We start from the raw sequence: 16,958 nt of genomic DNA, 5'->3' as shown, positions 1-16,958 counted from the left end.
TCTCCTTCAGAAATTTGTGTTGCCCCAAGCTTAGTGACCTGGGCGTCTACGGATATTGGTGCGTTCCTACAGGGCGTGCAGCGGTTTTCCGGCGAGTGCGAGGAAAGCCTCGCCCAGTGCCTCGCTCTGCGTGGGATGCGCGTGGATGAGGGGCGCGATGTCTTCGGGGTGCGCCTCCCACGCGACCGCGAGCTGCCCCTCGGTGATCAGCTCGCCGACCCGGTCGCCGAGCATGTGCACGCCGAGAACGGGGCCGTCCTTGCGGCGCACGACCTTCACGGTGCCGCCGGTGCCGATGATCTCGCTCTTGCCGTTGCCGGCGAGGTTGTACTCGTACGAGACCACGGCGTCTGCACCGTGAGCGGCCACGGCGGCTTCCTCGGTGATGCCGACCGACGCCACCTCGGGGCTGCAGTACGTCACCCGCGGGATCTGCGACTCGGGCGGCGTCGGGACGTCCATGCCGGCGATGCGCTCGGCGACGGCGATGCCCTGCAGGAAGCCGCGGTGCGCGAGCTGCAGACCCGGCACGATGTCGCCGACGGCCCACACGCCGGGAACGGCCGTGCGCAGCTGCTCGTCGACCGTCACGAATCCGCGCTCGAGACCGACACCGGCCTCCTCGAATCCGAGGCCGGCCGTGGCAGGGCCGCGGCCGACGGCGACGAGCAGGTAGTCGGCGGTGAAGCTCTTGCCGTCCTCGAGCGTCACGGTGACCTGGTTGTCATTCTGTTCGGCCTTCTCGAAACGGGTGCCGAGCGAGTACGTGATGCCGCGTCGCCGGAAGGCGCGCTCCAGACCCTTGCTGAGGGCGATGTCCTCGTTCGGAACGAGGTGCGGCAGCGCCTCGACGATCGTGACCTCGGCGCCGAAGGACTTCCACACGCTGGCGAACTCGACGCCGATGACACCGCCGCCGAGGATGATCACGCTGCCGGGCACCTCGTCGAGCGCGAGGGCGTGCTCGCTGGTGAGGATGCGCCCGCCGATCTCGATGCCGGGCAGCGAGCGGCTGTACGAGCCCGTCGCCAGGATGACGTCGACACCGACGTAGCGGTCGTCGCCGACGACGACCGAGCGATCGGGGTCGAGGCGGCCCTCACCGGCCACGGTCGTGATGCCGCGGGCCTTGATCAGGCCCTCGAGACCCTTGAACTTCTTCGCCACGATGCCCTCACGGTACGCGCGGACGCCGGACGCGTCGACGGCCTCGAGCGTCGCCGTGACCCCGACCGACGCCGCCGATCGCACGTGGTCGGCCACCTCCGCCGCGTGCAGCAGCGCCTTGGTGGGGATGCAGCCGCGGTGCAGGCAGGTGCCGCCGACCTTGTCCTTCTCGATCAGGACGACCTTCTTGCCCAGCTCGCTGGCGCGCAGCGCAGCCGCATATCCGCCGCTGCCCCCGCCGAGGATGACCAGGTCGAACTCATGCGTCGCCATCAGGACTCCTTGACCGATGCTCGTGCGAAGGCGATCAGGGAGCGCACGGCGGCGCCGGTCGGACCCTTCTCCGTGAACCCGTACGGAGCGCCCTTGTGCTCGCTCGAGCCGGCGATGTCGAGGTGGACCCACGGGATGCGCGGTGCATCCTCGGCATCCGACGTGCGACCGACGAAGCGGCGCAGGAACAGACCGGCGAACAGCGACCCCCCGGAGCGGTCGCCCATGTTCGCGTTGATCATGTCGGCGATCTGCGAATCGAGGCTCTCCTCCATGAACGCCGGGAGAGGCAGCGCCCACGCGTCCTCGCCGACCGACTCCGCGGCGGCGAGGTACTCGGCTACGGCGTCGTCGTCGCCCATGACCCCGGTGTGGCGCATCCCCAGCGCGACGATGATCGCGCCGGTGAGGGTGGCGACGTCGATGATCACGTCGGGATTCTCGCGGCTCGCGGCGACCAGCCCGTCCGCCATCACCAGGCGCCCCTCGGCATCGGTGTTGAGCACCTCGACGGTCTGGCCGTCGAGCATGCGCAGCACGTCGCCGGGGCGGGTCGCGCGGCCGGACGGCATGTTGTCCGCGATGCACAGGAACGCGGTCACGCGCACGGGAAGACCGAGGGCGGCGATGGCGCGGATCGCGGCCAGCGAGGTTGCTGCGCCCGCCATGTCGAACTTCATGCCGACCATTCCGGTCGCGGGCTTGAGCGAGAGCCCGCCGGTGTCGAAGGTGATGCCCTTGCCCACGAGGGCGATGTGACGCACCGCTTCGGCGGGGGAGTACTCCAGGCGCACCAGCCGCGGCGGGCGATCGGAGCCCCGGCCGACGCCGAGGATGCCGCCGTAGCCCTGCTCCTCGAGCTGCGTCTCGTCGAGCACCTCGATCTCGATGGGCAGGTCGGCGACTGCCTTCGCAGCTTCCTCGGCGAGCTGCGCGGGGCTCTGCCATTCGGCCGGCACCGAGACGAGATCCTTGACGAGCGCGACGGCCTCGGCGACCGTCCGGGCGTGATCGAGGGCGTCGTCGGAGGTCTCCGTCGCATGCAGCACGATCGCGTCGGCGCGGGAGGGCTTCTTCGCCGAGCGGTAGTCGTCGAAGCGGTACCCGCCCAGCAGCGCGCCTTCCGCGGCGGCGTCGACGTGTGCGTCGAGGTCGCCTGCGAAGCCGACGGCCACCGTCGAGAACCCGGTCAGCGAGCGGACGGCCGTGGCCACGGCGTCGCGCACGGATGCTGCATCCGGCTGCCCGCCTGCGCTGACGACGGCGAGCGGCAGCGACGTCACTGTCGGAACATGCACGCGCGTGTAGGCGGAGGCGGTTCCCTTGTACCCGATTCCTGCCAGGGTGTCGGCAAGTCCCTCGAAGCCGCTGAGTGCGTCGGCAGAGGAGGAGGGATCGGGGATGACGAGCACCGCGGCGTCTGCAGTGCCTCCGGGGAACGGATCGGTCGTGTGAGAGATCACGGGAAGCGTCATGCCTCCATCCTATGGACGGCGGCCGCTGCCGAGACGAGGGCGCCGTGCCGTGTTCGCTGTGAGCATGCACCTCACCGCCCTGCCCGCGGGTGCGACTCGTAGCATGGAGGCATGCCGTCACCTGCAGACCTCTTCGAGTCGGTTCCCGGGGCCCCGGACGTGCCGACCGGCCTGCCCCTGGTCATCCTGCTCACCGGCTTCACCGATGCGGGAAGCGCCGTCGCCGGGCTCATCGAGCACCTGAACGCGACGACCGAGCCGAGCCCGCTGATCGTCTTCGACAACGATGTGCTTCTCGACTACCGTGCGCGTCGGCCGATCATGCTCTTCGACCAAGACCACCTCACCGAGTACCGGCCCTCCCGACTGGAGCTGTCGCTCGCGCACGATGCGCTCGGCCAGCAGTTCCTCCTTCTCTCCGGCTACGAGCCCGACTTCGCCTGGAACGCCTTCGCCCGTGCGGTGGTCGACTTCGTCGAGGCCTTCCAGGTGGCGGGGGTCACCTGGGTGCACTCGATCGCCATGCCCGTCCCGCACACCCGTCCGCTCGGGGCGACCGTCAGCGGCAACCGCCGCGACCTCACCGCGGTGCACTCGGTGTGGCGTCCGCGCACGCAGGTGCCGGCGACGGCGGCGCACCTGCTCGAGTTCCGCCTGATCGAGAGCGACGTGCGCGTGGCCGGCTTCGTGCTGCTGGTGCCGCACTACCTCGCAGACACCGAGTATCCCGACACCGTCATCGCCGCCGCAGACAAGCTGATGGCGGGCACCGGGCTGGTGCTGCGCATGGATGCCGTGCACGAACGAGGCGAGGAGTTCCACGCCCGCGTCGCCGAACAGGTGCAGGGCAGCGATGAGCTGATGCAGATGCTGCACGGACTCGAGCAGCGCTACGACGCGTACATGGCCGGTCGCGACGACACCGGCGACAAGGGAGGCTTCGACGAGCGCGATCTGCCCAGCGCTGACGAGCTCGCCGCCGAGCTCGAGCGCTATCTCGCGACCCGCAGGCCCGGCGACGACGACAAGCAGCGCTGACCGGACGAGCGGATCCGGCGAATCGGAGGAACCCGGCGCCGGTGTGTGTGATAATGGATGCTCGACCCGTTGTCAACAGACATTCCTCGCGGATGGACTTGACAAGGGTCTTACTAGTGTCCGAAATGGCTCGGAGCGTGTGCACCGCTCCGTGAAAGGCGAAACGTGACTCCTGCCACGAGCAAGAAATCCCGGACGACCAAGCAGACCGCCGCCGCGACCGAGGCCGCCGAGGCCGAGACGATCGACGCTGCCGAGGCGACGCCGAAGAAGGCTGCCAAGGCGCCGGCGAAGGCCGCCGCGAAGAAGGCCCCCGCCCGTCGCACGGCGAAGAAGGACGATGAGGCCGCCGAGGCCGAGGACGTCGTCGTCGAGACCGAGGATGCCGATGACGAGGAGGGCGACAAGAAGCCCGCCTTCACCGAGCCGCTGCCGACGGGCGCCATCGTCCTGACATCGAAGGACGAGGACGACGTCCCCGTCTACTCCACCCAGATCACCGGCGCGACCGCCGACCCGGTCAAGGACTACCTCAAGCAGATCGGAAAGGTCGCACTGCTCAACGCGGCCGAAGAGGTCGAGCTCGCGATGCGCATCGAGGCCGGTCTGTTCGCCGAGGAGAAGCTGTCGACCATGTCGGCTGCGGAGAAGTCGAGCCAGCTCGGACTCGACCTGCAGTGGGTCGCCCGCGACGGCCAGCGCGCGAAGAGCCACCTGCTCGGCGCCAACCTCCGTCTCGTCGTCTCGCTCGCCAAGCGCTACACCGGTCGCGGCATGCAGTTCCTGGACCTGATCCAGGAGGGAAACCTCGGCCTGATCCGCGCGGTGGAGAAGTTCGACTACACCAAGGGCTTCAAGTTCTCGACCTACGCCACGTGGTGGATCCGCCAGGCGATCACCCGTGCCATGGCCGACCAGGCCCGCACCATCCGCATTCCGGTGCACATGGTCGAGGTCATCAACAAGCTGGCCCGAGTGCAGCGCCAGATGCTGCAGGACCTGGGCCGCGAGCCCACTCCCGAGGAGCTCTCGCGCGAGCTGGACATGACCCCCGAGAAGGTCGTGGAGGTGCAGAAGTACGGTCGAGAGCCGATCTCGCTGCACACCCCGCTCGGCGAGGACGGCGACAGCGAGTTCGGTGACCTCATCGAGGACACCGAGGCCGTCGTGCCCGCCGACGCCGTGGGCTTCACCATGCTGCAGCGACAGCTCGAGCAGCTGCTCGACTCGCTGTCCGAGCGCGAGGCCGGCGTGATCCGGATGCGCTTCGGCCTCGGCGACGGCCAGCCCAAGACCCTCGACCAGATCGGCGACACGTTCGGAGTCACACGCGAGCGCATCCGCCAGATCGAGTCGAAGACCATGGCGAAGCTGCGTCACCCGAGCCGTTCGCAGTCGCTGCGGGACTACCTCGAATGACGTCGACGGCACCCCAGGCGCGCTCGGCCGGCCTGCGGTACGTCCTCCCCGTGCTGGCGGGCAAGCTCGCGCGTTTCGCGACCCGTCTGCGCGGGGGAGGATCCGCATTCCCGGGCTACCTCACGAATCGTCTCGCCCCGTCGCTGCTGCCGACGCTCGCCGACCAGTTCCGCTACGGCGTGGTGTTCGTGCTCGGCTCCAACGGCAAGACCACGACGACGCACATGGTCAGCGAGGTGCTGCGTGCTCACGGGCTGAGGGTCTTCACCAACCCGACCGGCGCCAACCTGCCGCAAGGAGTGACCAGTGCGCTGCTCGCGGACGCGACCCTCACCGGCCGCATCCGGGCGGACGTCGCCGTGCTCGAGATCGATGAGGGCTTTGCAGCCGACCTCGCCGACCGGCTCTCGCCGTCGGTGATCCTGTCGCTGAACGTGCAGGTCGATCAGCTGTACCGGTTCTACGAGACCGAGCGCGTCGCCGACATGATGCTGGAGGCGTCGAAGCGCGCCTCGGCGCATGTCGTGATCAACCGCGACGACCCGTACCTGTCGAAGATCGATGTCGACGCGATGCGCGCCCCGGTGACGTTCTTCGGGGTCGCATCCGACATCGTCGCGTCGTCGGCGCACGGCCTCGCCAATGCAGTGGACACCCGCAGCGGTACCGCCGGCATCATCGAGCGCGACGCCTTCTCCGAGGTGCGAGAGGTCTCCGGCCGCGAGGTCGTCGTGAACGTCGGGGGAGCGGACGCCCGCATCACGCTTCCTGCGAGAGGTCTGCACTACGCCGCCGATGCCGCTGCCGCCCTGGCCGTGGCATCGGGGGTGCTCGGCGCCGAGTTCGACGTCGACCGCGCTGCGGCCGGCTTCGTGAGCATGGCACCCGCCTACGGCCGCGGCGAGGTCATCCCGCTGCGCCGCGACCCGGCGGGCGAGCAGGTCGAGTTCGTCATGTTCAAGAACGGCCCCAGCATCCAGATGAACCTGGACGCTCTCGATGGCACTCCCGAACGAGCCCTGATCGCCATCGATGAGGGGACGCCGGACGTCTCGTGGCTGTACGACGTCGATTTCGCGGCGCTTCCTCGCGTCGACGTGGTCACGGGCGACAAGGCGCACCAGCTCGCACTGGCGCTCGCGTACGCGGGCGTCGAGATCGGCACGGTCGAGCCCGACATGGAGAAGGCCGTGGAGATCATGCGCTCGTTCCCCGAGACCGGGGCCGGCAAGCAGACGTGGTTCGTCAACTACGAGCTGATGATGATCGGCCGTCGCATCCTCGGATACGGCGACCAGGAGGTGGCACGCCGATGACCGAGATCAGCATCGCTCAGCTGTACCCCGCCGAGCTCGGCATCACAGGCGACCGCGGCAACGTGCGCACCCTCGAGGAGCGTCTCAGAGCCAGGGGGATCGCCTCGACGACCACGCATGTCGGGGTCGGCGAGCAGCTGCCCGCGAGCACCGACATCGTGGTGATCGGCAACGGCCCGCTCTCGGCGCTGCGCGGTGTGCACGCCGACTTCCTCGCCCGCGCCGATGAGCTGCGTTCGTTCATCGGCGACGATCGCACGCTGTTCGCCGTCGGCGGCTCTGCCGAGCTGCTCGGCGAGAGAATCGACCTCACCGACGGCGAGAGCGTCGCCGGTCTGGGCGTGATGCCGTACCGGGTCGCCCGCACGCGCGACCGCCGGGTCGGCTACATCACGGTCCGCACCCCGGATGCGAACGTGGTCGGCTTCGAGGATCACGCCTCAGAGTGGACGCTGGCCGACGAGGCCGTCGCATACGGCACCGTGGTCGCCGGGCGGGGCAGCTTCTCGCGAGGCGACGGCCGTGGTGAGCTCGTCCGCCATCGCAACGCCTTCGCCGGCAACGTGCAGGGCCCGGTGCTGCCGCTCAATCCCGCGCTTGCGGACGTGCTCGTCGCCACCGTCGCCGCCCGGCGCGGGCTCGACCTCCCCGGCGCGACGGCGAATGCGTTCGACGAGTACGCGAAGGGCGCCAGGGACGCGATCGAGCGGTTCATCCACGACAAGGGCTTCAAGACCATTCAGCTCTGAGAGCCGGAGAGCGTCATGGGATTCAGCAGTGCACTGCCACGGGTGCTCCTCTCGCGGGGAGCGCTCGAGCGATCCGCGCAGGCGCTCGTCGCGCCGGGGTCGCTCGTCGACCTGCGCCATGACGCTTTCGGTCACGGTGCCGCTGAGACGGCGCGCATCCTGGCCGGCGTCGGCATCACCGACGTGATCGTCGACGCCGACGCGGTCGACGAGTCGGCCGCGTCGGGGATGCGCATCCATCTCTCCGGTACCGCCGACGTCGATCCGTCCGCCCTCTTCGGGATCCCTGACGCCTCCGGTGCCTCGGCCGTCGATCCGGTGATGCGCCTGCAGGGACGCGTGCTCTCGACCAAGCCGCTGCGCGCCGGAGAGGCCGTCTCGTACGGATACACGCATCGTGCGACGGAGGACACGCGCGTCGCCCTCGTCACGGGCGGCTACGCCCAGGGCATCCTCAGGGCACTGGGCAACCGAGTGCGGGTGCAGGTGGGCGACGCGATGCTGCCCGTCGTCGGTCGCATCGCGATGGACGTGTGCGTGGTCGACCTGGAGGGCGGGGATGCCGAAGACGGCGCGCCCGTGACGTACTTCGGCGGCACCGGCGGCGCGCGTGAAGCGCTGGCGCGCTGGTCGGACGTGAGCGGCCTGTCGGCGATGGAGATGGCCGTGGTCATCGGCCGGCACGGACAGCGGGAGTGGATCGCATGACAGGACCCGTCCTCGAGATCTCGCGCAGTGCCTTCCGCCGCAACATCTCCGCGGTGCAGCGGCGACTGGCGCCGTCCGAGCTGCTGCTCGTGATGAAGGACGACGCGTACGGACTGGGCATCGACTGGTCGGTTCCCGAGGCGGCGGCCGCCGGCGTCACCTGGTTCGGCGGCTACGACATCGCGACGGCGCTGCGCATCCGCGCGCTCACCGATCAGCGGGTGTACGCCTGGGCCACGTCCCCTCGTGCGGAGATCGCGGAGGCGATCGCCTCGGACATCGACCTCGGTGTGGGGTCGGCCGCCTACCTCGACGACGTGATCGTCGAAGCCGGGAGAGCGGGCGCCCGCGTGCGCGTGCATCTCAAGATCGACACAGGTCTGCATCGCAACGGCTTCCGTCCTGAGCAGTGGCGAGAGGCCGTCATGACCGCCCTCGCAGCCGAGCGCAGCGGCACGGTGGCGGTGGCGGGCGTATGGAGCCATCTCGCCGAGGCGAGCGACGCCGAGGACGACACCGCACAGCACGTGTTCCTCGATGCCGTCGCGCAGCTCGTCGACGCGGGCGGCTCACCGGAAGTGCTGCACCTGACAGCGTCAGCGGCGGCATGGTGGCGCCCGGAACTGCGCGGCTCGCTCAGCCGTATCGGCGCGTTCTGCTACGGCATCCGGTCGGCCGACGGGCCGCCGCTCGACGGCCTCAGCCTGATCGCGCGGCTCACCGCGCCGGTCGAGCAGGTCGATGCCGATGCGGTCCGCGTCGGCATCGGGGCCTTCCATGGCCTGCCCTCGATACTGCGCGGAGCGGAGATCGCGACGCCGGGCGGCACACGACCCGTCCTCCGGATCGACGGAGCCAGCATGACCGTCGCCTCCTGGGAGGGCGCCGAAGTCGGTCAGCGCGTGGTGCTCTTCGGGCCGGGCTCGGCGGGCGAGCCGGATGCCACCGCTCTCGCCGAACGCGTGGACACGGTCGGCGAGGAGATCATCACCCGGCTCACTCCCGCCGTGCGGCGCGTCGTGATCGACTGATCCGCTCAGGCCTCGATGAGGCGGGCGGTCTCGTCGTGCCACGACGTGGCGACGGCGCGCAGCTTCTCCTCGTACTTGCGTCCGTGGTGTGCGCAGAACAGCATCTCGGTGCCGTTGACCTCGGCGGCGATGTACGCCTGCGCCCCGCAGGAGTCGCAGCGGTCCATCGCGGTGAGGCGGTACTCGACGGTCTCGCGCTCAGTCGTAGCGTTCATCTCGGTGCCTCCTCAGCGGTCAGATCCTTTGAAGATCGTGCTCAATACAACCACGCGCAACCTGTGCGCATGCCCGGATCACGGCGTGTTTCGCTGAGCGCGTACGCGCGGCGCCTGCCCTTGCCGCAGAGGGAGTGTCGCGGTCCGGGCCCGCGTCAGACCCGAAATAGAATCGATCATTGTGACTGCCGAGTACTCCGCCCACCATCTCCAGGTTCTCGAGGGCCTCGAGGCCGTGCGCAAGCGTCCGGGCATGTACATCGGCTCGAACGGCTCGCCAGGGCTCATGCACTGCCTGTGGGAGATCATCGACAACGCCGTCGACGAGGCCGTCGCAGGCAACGGCTCGAAGATCGACATCACGCTGCATGACGACGGCAGCGTCGAGGTGACCGACCGAGGTCGGGGCGTCCCCGTCGACGTCGAGCCGCGCACCGGACTCACCGGCGTCGAGGTGGTGTACACCAAGCTGCATGCGGGCGGCAAGTTCGGCGGCGGCTCGTATGCGGCATCCGGCGGCCTGCACGGCGTCGGCGCGTCGGTCGTCAACGCGCTCTCGGAGCGCCTCGACGTCGAGGTCGACCGCGGTGGCAAGACCTACGCGATGTCGTTCCATCGTGGCGAGCCCGGGGTCTTCGCCGACGATGGCGAGCCGCGGCCGGATGCCCCGTTCACTCCCTTCGAGCAGCGCAGCGAGCTGCGCATCGTCGGCAAGGTCGCCAAGGGCGTCACCGGCACGCGTGTGCGCTATTGGGCCGACCGGCAGATCTTCACGAAGGACGCCGCGTTCCAGCTGCCCGAGCTCGAGACGCGCGCGCGTCAGACGGCGTTCCTCGTCCCCGGGCTGGAGCTCGAGATCCGCGACGAGCGTCCGAGCGCTGCCCCCGCAGGCGAGGGCGATGCACCCGCCGGGCCGAAGGTCACCTCATACCTCTACGAGGGCGGCATCTCCGAGTTCGTCGAGTTCCTGGCATCCGATGCCCCCGTGACGGACACGTGGCGCATACAGGGCAGCGGCCGTTTCACGGAGACGGTGCCCGTGCTGCAGCCCGACGGGCACATGAAGGCCACTGAGGTCGAGCGCGAGTGCGAGGTCGACCTCGCGCTGCGCTGGGGCACCGGCTATGACACCACGGTCCGCTCGTTCGTCAACATCATCGCCACGCCCAAGGGCGGCACCCACCAGCAGGGCTTCGAGCAGGAGCTGCTGAAGACCCTGCGCGGTCAGGTCGAGCAGAACGCGCGTCGGCTGAAGGTCGGCAACGACAAGCTCGAGAAGGACGACGTGCTCGCCGGCCTCACCGCCGTGCTCACGGTGACGGTGCCCGAACCGCAGTTCGAGGGCCAGACGAAGGAGGTGCTCGGCACTCCGGCCGTGCGCACGATCGTCGCCCAGGTGGTGCGAAAGCAGCTCGCCGAGCGGTTCGCATCGAACAAGCGCGACGACAAGAACCAGGCGTCGATGCTGCTCGACAAGATCGTCTCCGAGATGAAGGCGCGCGTGTCGGCGCGGGCGCACAAGGAGACCCAGCGACGCAAGACGGCTCTCGAGTCGTCGTCGCTGCCGGCGAAGCTCGTCGACTGCAGATCGAACGACTTCGAACAGAGCGAGCTGTTCATCGTCGAGGGCGATTCCGCCCTCGGCACCGCCCGCCATGCGCGCAACAGCGAGTTCCAGGCCCTGCTGCCCATCCGCGGCAAGATCCTCAACGTGCAGAAGGCGTCGATCAGCGACATGCTCGGCAACGCCGAGTGCGCGGCGATCATCACGACCATCGGCGCCGGCTCGGGCCGCTCGTTCGATCTCTCGGCCGCCCGCTACGGCAAGGTGATCCTGATGAGCGACGCCGACGTCGACGGTGCGCACATCCGCACTCTGCTGCTCACCCTCTTCTTCCGCTACATGCGGCCGCTCGTGGAGGCCGGACGGGTCTATTCGGCCGTGCCGCCCCTGCACCGCGTGATCGTGATGAACCCGGGCTCCAAGCCGAACGAGACCATCTACACCTACTCCGAGGCCGAGCTGCACGCTCTGCTCGCGAAGCTGCAGAAGGCCGGCAAGCGCTGGCAGGATCCGATCCAGCGCTACAAGGGCCTCGGCGAGATGGATGCCGATCAGCTGGCCAACACGACCATGGAGAAGTCCGGGCGTCTGCTGCGTCGCGTCACGATCGAGGATGCAGAGTCGGCCGATGCCGCCGTGCGCACCTTCGAGCTGCTGATGGGCAGCGAGGTGGCGCCTCGCCGCGAGTTCATCATGAGCTCCAGCGACCGGCTCAGCCGGGAGTCCATCGACGCGTGACCGGTCCTCGTCCGACCCGGCACGCAGAGGTGCGTCTGCGGCCCGCGACATCCGACGACGTCGATCATGTGGTGGATCTCAAGAGTCGTGTGCTCCGCGCGGACCTGGAGCGGTTGGTCGGCTGGGACGACGGGAGATCCAGGGCCCGCGTGCTCGAGCACTTCTCACCGCGACACACGCACATGATCGTCGTCGGCGCCGATACCGCCGGCACCATCACGCTCCGGCCGGAGGGGGATCTGGTGTGGCCGGAGATGTTCTACCTCGATGAGCGCTTCCAGGGACGAGGCATCGGCACGATCGTGCTGACCGAGGTTCTGGCCAGGATCACCGCTCCCGTACGTCTTCAGGTGCTGGTCGGCTCGGCGGCGCAGCGGCTCTACGAGCGTCACGGCTTCGTCGTCGATCACGACGACGGAGTCGACGTGTGGATGTGTCGACCGGGGAGTTGACGACCCCTCCCGGCGATCAGCCGATGGCGGTGCCGACCGACCCGATCACGGCATCCAGGGGCTGGCCGGAGCCGTCGCGCTTCGCGCCAGAGGGCGGCAGCACACGGGCAGCGCCGTCGGACCCGATCGCTCGCGGCTCGACGCCGACCCAGGCGAGGCGCAGGCCGTCCTCGCCCTTCAGGAACGCGTGGGCGCGCACGCCGCCGGTGGCGCGGCCCTTCGCGGGGAACTCGGAGAAGGCCGAGACCTTCGCCCGTCCTGCGTCGGCTCCGGCGAGCGTCCCCTCCGAACCGGAGACGGTGACGACCACGGCGTCATCGACCGAGGTCACGACGGTGAACGAGATGACCTGGCCCTTCGCGCTCAGCTTCACGCCGGCCATTCCTCCGGCGGGAGCGCCCTGCGGACGTACGCTCGACGCCGAGAAGTGCAGCAGCTGGGCATCCGAGGTGACGAAGACCAGCTCCGCGTCGTCGGGTGCGGGAGCGGCGCCGACCACGACGTCCTTCGGCTTCAGTCCGATGATCTCGAGCTCGGGGCGCACCGGGAGCGCCGACGGGACGACGCGCTTGACGACGCCGTCCTTCGTGCCGAGTGCGAGAGGCGTGTCGTCGTCGAAGCGGACCAGGGCCATGACCCGCTCGCTGCGGTCTGTCAGGCCGAGGTAGTCGGAGATTCGCACACCGGCGCCCAGGCCCACCGACGATGCCGGGACGGCGGGGATGTCGACCGGAGTGAAGCGCACCACTCGGCCGGTCGACATCACGGCGCCGATCTCGCTGCGAGTGGTCGTCTCCAGTCGCGCTTGGATGGCATCGTGCTTGCTTCGGCGCGCAGGCGTGGTGATCACGGCGCCGGGCTCGAGGTCCACGCGCACGGCACGGCCGGTGGTCGAGAGCAGCAGCGTGGTGGGGGCGTCGGCGATCTGCAGCTCCGCGGCGGACTTCGCGGTGCGGGCCTTCGGCGGAGCGGCGTTCAGCAGAAGAGTGCGTCGATGCGTGCCGAACTGCTCGGCCACGGCATCCAGCTCGAGCGCGACCTGTGCGCGCACCAGCGCAGGATCCGCGAGGAGCGTCTCGAGCTCGGCGATCTCGGCCAGAAGCTTGTCGCGCTCGGTTTCGAGCTCCAGACGCGAGAACCTGGTGAGCCGTCGCAGGCGCAGCTCGAGGATGTACTCGGCCTGAACCTCGTCGAGTTCGAACACCTGCTGCAGACGGGTGCGCGCGGTCTCGGAGTCGTCGGACGAGCGGATGACCTGAATGACCTCGTCGATGTCGAGGATCGCGAGCAGCAGGCCGCGGACGAGATGCAGACGTTCGTTGCGCCGTGCCAGGCGATAGCGGCTGCGTCGCGTGACGACCTCGATGCGGTGCTGCAGATACACCCGCAGCAGCTCTTTGAGGCCCAGCGTGCGGGGCTGTCCGTCGACGAGCGCGACGTTGTTGATCGAGAACGAGTCCTCGAGCGGCGTGAAGCGGAACAGCTGCTCGAGCACGGCCGCCGGGTCGAACCCGGTCTTCACCGTGATGACGAGGCGCAGGCCGTTCTTGCGGTCGGTGAGGTCCTGCACATCGCTGATGCCCTGCAGCTTCTTCGCGGTGACCGCGTCCTTGAGCTTCTCGATGACGCGCTCGGGACCCACCTGGTAGGGCAGCTCTGTGACGACGATGCCGGTCTTGCGCGGCCCGAGCGGCTCGATCGAGGTCTTGGCACGCAGCTTGAACGCGCCGCGGCCGGACTCGTAGGCCTCCTTCACGCCGTCGAGGCCCATCAGGATCCCGCCCGAGGGGAAGTCCGGTCCCGGCACGAACTCCATCAGCTCGGCCGTCGTCGCGTCGGGGTTCTCGAGCAGGTGCGTGGCCGCTGCGACGACCTCGATGAGGTTGTGCGGTGCCATGTTGGTGGCCATGCCGACCGCGATGCCGCTGGCGCCGTTGACGAGCAGGTTGGGGAAGGCGGCCGAGAGCACTGCGGGCTGCTGGAACTGACCGTCGTAGTTCGGGACGAAGTCGACGACGTCCTCGTCGAGGCTCTCGGTCATCGCGAGGGCCGATGCGGCCAGGCGCGCCTCTGTGTACCGGGAGGCGGCGGGCCCGTCGTCGAGCGATCCGAAGTTGCCGTGCCCGTCGACGAGAGGCACCCGCAGTGCGAAGTCCTGCGCGAGTCGCACCAGGGCGTCGTAGATGGCCGAGTCGCCGTGCGGGTGCAGCTTTCCCATCACCTCGCCGACGACGCGGGCGCTCTTGACGTGCCCTCGGTCGGGGCGCAGCCCCATCTCGGCCATCTGGTACAGGATGCGCCGCTGCACCGGCTTGAGGCCGTCGCGTGCATCGGGGAGAGCGCGGGAGTAGATCACCGAGTAGGCGTACTCGAGGAAGGAACCCTGCATCTCCTGGGACAGATCGATGTCCTGGATGCGCTCCTGTACGGGCTCGGATGACGAGGGCTTTGGCATGGGCTTCCTGCTGGTCGCTCGGGGCGGACTCGCGACGGCGCTCTGGCGCGGTGCGTCGGGTCACCTGTGCGAGACTGACCCGGATGCCTCTCATCCTACCGACCAGCCTTGATTCGACGCGGAACATCAGCGGGGTGGCGCCCCAGCTGCTCGCTGCGCTGGGGAGCGGCTCCGCCGACCTCCCGGCGGTCAGATCCGTCGTCCTCGTGGTCGTGGACGGGCTCGGTGCGCTGCCGCTGCGATCGCACGCCGGGCACGCGCGCACGCTGTCATCGGCGATGGCCAGGAAGGACGTCGCGGGGTCGGTGTTCCCGACGACCACGGCGGCGGCGCTGACGAGCCTGCTCACGGGAGCCGCACCCGGAGTGCACGGACTGGTCGGGTACCGGGTGCGGGACACCCGGACGGATTCGCTCGTGAACCTGCTGAGCGGCTGGGAGGAAGGCGGGATCGACCCGCTGCAGTGGCAGGGGAGCGCGACCCTCTTCGAGCGGGCCGAGGCCATCGGGCATCCGGCGTTCGCGGTAGGCATCCCGGCCTACGCGGGAAGCGGGTTCTCGGGTGCGACGCTTCGGGGAGCCGCGTTCCACGCGGCGCGCAGCGCGGCCGAGCGCGTGGAGCTGGCCTGGGAGCTCGCAGACGCGAACGACGGCGCGCTCGTCTACTGCTACCTCCCCGAGGTCGACAAGGCAGGCCACCGTCACGGCGTCGACTCCGCCGAGTGGGTGGCCGCCCTCGAGGACGTGGATGCCGCGCTCTCGCAGACCGTCCCCGACGGCGTGGGCGTCCTGGTGACCGCCGATCACGGGATGATCGACGTCCCCCACCACCGTCAGCTCGTGCTCGATGCCGCTGGCGGGTGGCACGACGGCATCCGGCACATCGGCGGCGAGCCGCGCATGCTCCATGTGTACGCCGAACCGGACGTCGATCAGGCGGGACTGCTGGCGCGCTGGCGACGCGACCTCCAGGGAGCGGCCGATGTGCTGAGCCGCTCAGAGGCGATCGACGCGGGTCTGTTCGGCCCGGTGGTCTCGGATGCGGTGCGCGAGCGCATCGGCGACATGCTGGCGATCGCGCGCGGCAACGTGGCGCTCTACGACGCCGAAGCCGAGGATCAGCGAGGCCGGGGGATGATCGGTCAGCACGGTGCGCTGACGCCGGAGGAGTGGCGGGTGCCCTTCATCAGGATGGGCGCCTTCCGCCGCTGATCACTCATCCGTACGCGCTCCGCCCTTCGTCTCGCTGGCGCTCGCTCAGGAACCGGTCAGTGCACGTGGACCGACGTCGATTGCGACCGAATCACTCATCCGTACGCGCTCCGAACACGATCTCATCCCACGAGGGCATCGCGTTGCGGCGCTTGCGGCGACCACCGGACTGTTCGGTCGGCGGCTCGGGGGGCGACTTCGTAGCCGGTTCGTCCTCCGGCTCGTCGAGTGCGTCGAACAGAGCGATGGGCGACGGCTCGTCGTCCTCGCCATCGTTGAAGAGCGGGGCCGACTCCCGCTGCCCTCGCCGACGGCGCAGCGCCTCGAGGAGATCGGCTGTCTCCGAGCTCGTCCGGTGCTCATCGGGAGCTCGGCGGGCGGCTGCATCCTGAACCGCAGCGCTCGAGTGCTCGCTCGCGGGCGCGTCGCCGGTCTCCTCCGGCTGCGGAAGCAGCCGAGGACCGAACGCACCCGAGTCGAAGCGGCTGTCGTCCTTGTAGGGGGAGACGCGCTCGGCCTCGACGGCGCGCAGGCGCGGGATGAGCCCTTCGGGCAGGGAGCCCTGACGGGAGAGCTGCGTGGCATCGGCGTTGATCGGCGACAGGGTGCTTCGGCGCGGATCGAATGACCACCGCGCGTCGTGGGCGACCTCGTTGGCCGTGAACTCGAGCTTGACCGTCCAGCCCGCCTCGTCCTTCCAGCTGGCCCATCGCTCTTCGGTCGCTGCGAGGTCGGCGAGCTTCGCGCGGACGGCCGTTCCGAAGGTGGGCTGCGCGTCGGGCTCGACGTCGCTGCCGATCAGCACCGGGACCGCGAGGGCCTGGTTGACGATGTGCTCGCGCTCGGCCAGCACGGGACCTTCGAAGCGGGCCACGTCGGACTCGCTCACTCCGAGCAGGGCGGCGACCTCGGCGGCGGACAGGCCGGCGCGGATCTGCGCCTGGATGTCGCGCGGGCTCGCGGCGAGACGCGCCGGGGCGGGTTCCGCCTCGCGGGTCGCTCGACGCACCTCGCGGTGCAGGACGTCGTCGATGGGGAGCGCGAAGCGCTGGCCCGACTCGGTCGCGAGGACGAGGACTCCTGCTTCCGTTCCGACGATGGTGACGTTTTCCATGCCAATGCCCCTCTGATGGGATGTGCGTTCATG

The 16,958-nt window shown here is 69.4% G+C and carries 14 protein-coding genes; 9 read left to right on the top strand and 5 right to left on the bottom strand.

What is annotated here, in order from left to right; all coding sequences use genetic code 11:
- Nucleotides 1-66: 66 nt before the first annotated feature.
- Complete coding sequence (gene lpdA, locus FVO59_RS14565; RefSeq protein WP_182253271.1) at nucleotides 67-1,440, bottom strand: dihydrolipoyl dehydrogenase; 1,374 nt, start codon at nucleotides 1,438-1,440, stop codon at nucleotides 67-69.
- Entirely contained in the window at nucleotides 1,440-2,915 is a 1,476-nt protein-coding gene (locus tag FVO59_RS14560) for a leucyl aminopeptidase (protein WP_182253270.1), read from the bottom strand. The genes lpdA and FVO59_RS14560 overlap by 1 nt, the downstream gene beginning before the upstream one ends.
- 111 nt (nucleotides 2,916-3,026) lie before the next feature.
- Here FVO59_RS14560 and FVO59_RS14555 point away from each other — a divergent pair, with 111 nt between their 5' ends.
- The 6 genes from FVO59_RS14555 to FVO59_RS14530 all read left to right on the top strand — a co-directional run bounded on the left by FVO59_RS14555 (nucleotide 3,027) and on the right by FVO59_RS14530 (nucleotide 9,176).
- The gene (locus FVO59_RS14555; RefSeq protein ID WP_182253269.1) at nucleotides 3,027-3,953 is read left to right on the top strand and encodes a proteasome assembly chaperone family protein; all 927 of its coding nucleotides are present in this window, start codon (nucleotides 3,027-3,029) and stop codon (nucleotides 3,951-3,953) included.
- 165 nt (nucleotides 3,954-4,118) lie between these two features.
- Nucleotides 4,119-5,372: an RNA polymerase sigma factor gene (locus FVO59_RS14550; protein WP_182253268.1), complete on the top strand. Its 1,254-nt coding sequence runs from the start codon at nucleotides 4,119-4,121 to the stop codon at nucleotides 5,370-5,372.
- Complete coding sequence (locus FVO59_RS14545; protein ID WP_259363268.1) at nucleotides 5,369-6,688, top strand: MurT ligase domain-containing protein; 1,320 nt, start codon at nucleotides 5,369-5,371, stop codon at nucleotides 6,686-6,688. The genes FVO59_RS14550 and FVO59_RS14545 overlap by 4 nt, the downstream gene beginning before the upstream one ends.
- Nucleotides 6,685-7,437 (top strand): type 1 glutamine amidotransferase, encoded by a 753-nt coding sequence (locus tag FVO59_RS14540; RefSeq protein ID WP_182253267.1) that lies wholly within the window; start codon nucleotides 6,685-6,687, stop codon nucleotides 7,435-7,437. The genes FVO59_RS14545 and FVO59_RS14540 overlap by 4 nt, the downstream gene beginning before the upstream one ends.
- Before the next feature lie 15 nt (nucleotides 7,438-7,452).
- On the top strand, nucleotides 7,453-8,145 hold the full coding sequence (locus FVO59_RS14535; RefSeq protein ID WP_182253266.1) for an alanine racemase C-terminal domain-containing protein: 693 nt from the start codon (nucleotides 7,453-7,455) through the stop codon (nucleotides 8,143-8,145).
- The gene (locus tag FVO59_RS14530) at nucleotides 8,142-9,176 is read left to right on the top strand and encodes an alanine racemase (RefSeq protein WP_182253265.1); all 1,035 of its coding nucleotides are present in this window, start codon (nucleotides 8,142-8,144) and stop codon (nucleotides 9,174-9,176) included. Before FVO59_RS14535 ends, FVO59_RS14530 begins: the two co-directional genes overlap by 4 nt.
- A gap of 5 nt (nucleotides 9,177-9,181) precedes the next feature.
- Here the strand turns inward: FVO59_RS14530 and FVO59_RS14525 are convergent, their stop codons facing one another.
- Entirely contained in the window at nucleotides 9,182-9,391 is a 210-nt protein-coding gene (locus FVO59_RS14525; RefSeq protein ID WP_099196012.1) for a DUF7455 domain-containing protein, read from the bottom strand.
- A 181-nt stretch (nucleotides 9,392-9,572) separates the two neighbouring features.
- Between FVO59_RS14525 and FVO59_RS14520 the strand changes: the two genes are divergently transcribed.
- Both FVO59_RS14520 and FVO59_RS14515 read left to right on the top strand, forming a co-directional pair.
- A complete protein-coding gene (locus FVO59_RS14520; protein ID WP_182253264.1) occupies nucleotides 9,573-11,693 on the top strand; it encodes a DNA gyrase/topoisomerase IV subunit B in 2,121 nt (706 codons plus the stop codon).
- Complete coding sequence (locus tag FVO59_RS14515; protein WP_259363267.1) at nucleotides 11,690-12,145, top strand: GNAT family N-acetyltransferase; 456 nt, start codon at nucleotides 11,690-11,692, stop codon at nucleotides 12,143-12,145. The genes FVO59_RS14520 and FVO59_RS14515 overlap by 4 nt, the downstream gene beginning before the upstream one ends.
- Nucleotides 12,146-12,161: 16 nt before the next feature.
- On the opposite strand, the gene FVO59_RS14510 is transcribed toward FVO59_RS14515, so the two are convergent.
- Complete coding sequence (locus FVO59_RS14510) at nucleotides 12,162-14,600, bottom strand: DNA gyrase/topoisomerase IV subunit A (RefSeq protein ID WP_182253263.1); 2,439 nt, start codon at nucleotides 14,598-14,600, stop codon at nucleotides 12,162-12,164.
- Between the two features lie 83 nt (nucleotides 14,601-14,683).
- Here FVO59_RS14510 and FVO59_RS14505 point away from each other — a divergent pair, with 83 nt between their 5' ends.
- On the top strand, nucleotides 14,684-15,811 hold the full coding sequence (locus FVO59_RS14505; protein WP_182253262.1) for an alkaline phosphatase family protein: 1,128 nt from the start codon (nucleotides 14,684-14,686) through the stop codon (nucleotides 15,809-15,811).
- Nucleotides 15,812-15,902: 91 nt separating this feature from the next.
- Here the strand turns inward: FVO59_RS14505 and sepH are convergent, their stop codons facing one another.
- Nucleotides 15,903-16,925 (bottom strand): septation protein SepH, encoded by a 1,023-nt coding sequence (sepH, locus tag FVO59_RS14500; protein ID WP_182253261.1) that lies wholly within the window; start codon nucleotides 16,923-16,925, stop codon nucleotides 15,903-15,905.
- Nucleotides 16,926-16,958: the final 33 nt, after the last annotated feature.

Source organism: Microbacterium esteraromaticum (assembly GCF_014084045.1).
In the GTDB taxonomy this organism is placed as follows: Bacteria; Actinomycetota; Actinomycetes; order Actinomycetales; family Microbacteriaceae; genus Microbacterium; species Microbacterium esteraromaticum_D.
Note: the sequence above shows the minus strand (reverse complement) of the source record. Positions and strands in the feature narration are given on the sequence as shown.

Bases quoted from the DNA above. Each gene is read 5' to 3' on its own strand.
- FVO59_RS14535 (WP_182253266.1), top strand. From the start codon at position 7,453: ATGGGATTCAGCAGTGCACTGCCACGGGTGCTCCTCTCGCGGGGAGCG.
- FVO59_RS14555 (WP_182253269.1), top strand. From the start codon at position 3,027: ATGCCGTCACCTGCAGACCTCTTCGAGTCGGTTCCCGGGGCCCCGGAC.
- FVO59_RS14545 (WP_259363268.1), top strand. From the start codon at position 5,369: ATGACGTCGACGGCACCCCAGGCGCGCTCGGCCGGCCTGCGGTACGTC.
- sepH (WP_182253261.1), bottom strand. From the start codon at position 16,925: ATGGAAAACGTCACCATCGTCGGAACGGAAGCAGGAGTCCTCGTCCTC.
- lpdA (WP_182253271.1), bottom strand. From the start codon at position 1,440: ATGGCGACGCATGAGTTCGACCTGGTCATCCTCGGCGGGGGCAGCGGC.
- FVO59_RS14510 (WP_182253263.1), bottom strand. From the start codon at position 14,600: ATGCCAAAGCCCTCGTCATCCGAGCCCGTACAGGAGCGCATCCAGGAC.
- FVO59_RS14525 (WP_099196012.1), bottom strand. From the start codon at position 9,391: ATGAACGCTACGACTGAGCGCGAGACCGTCGAGTACCGCCTCACCGCG.
- FVO59_RS14560 (WP_182253270.1), bottom strand. From the start codon at position 2,915: ATGACGCTTCCCGTGATCTCTCACACGACCGATCCGTTCCCCGGAGGC.
- FVO59_RS14540 (WP_182253267.1), top strand. From the start codon at position 6,685: ATGACCGAGATCAGCATCGCTCAGCTGTACCCCGCCGAGCTCGGCATC.
- FVO59_RS14530 (WP_182253265.1), top strand. From the start codon at position 8,142: ATGACAGGACCCGTCCTCGAGATCTCGCGCAGTGCCTTCCGCCGCAAC.
- FVO59_RS14505 (WP_182253262.1), top strand. From the start codon at position 14,684: ATGCCTCTCATCCTACCGACCAGCCTTGATTCGACGCGGAACATCAGC.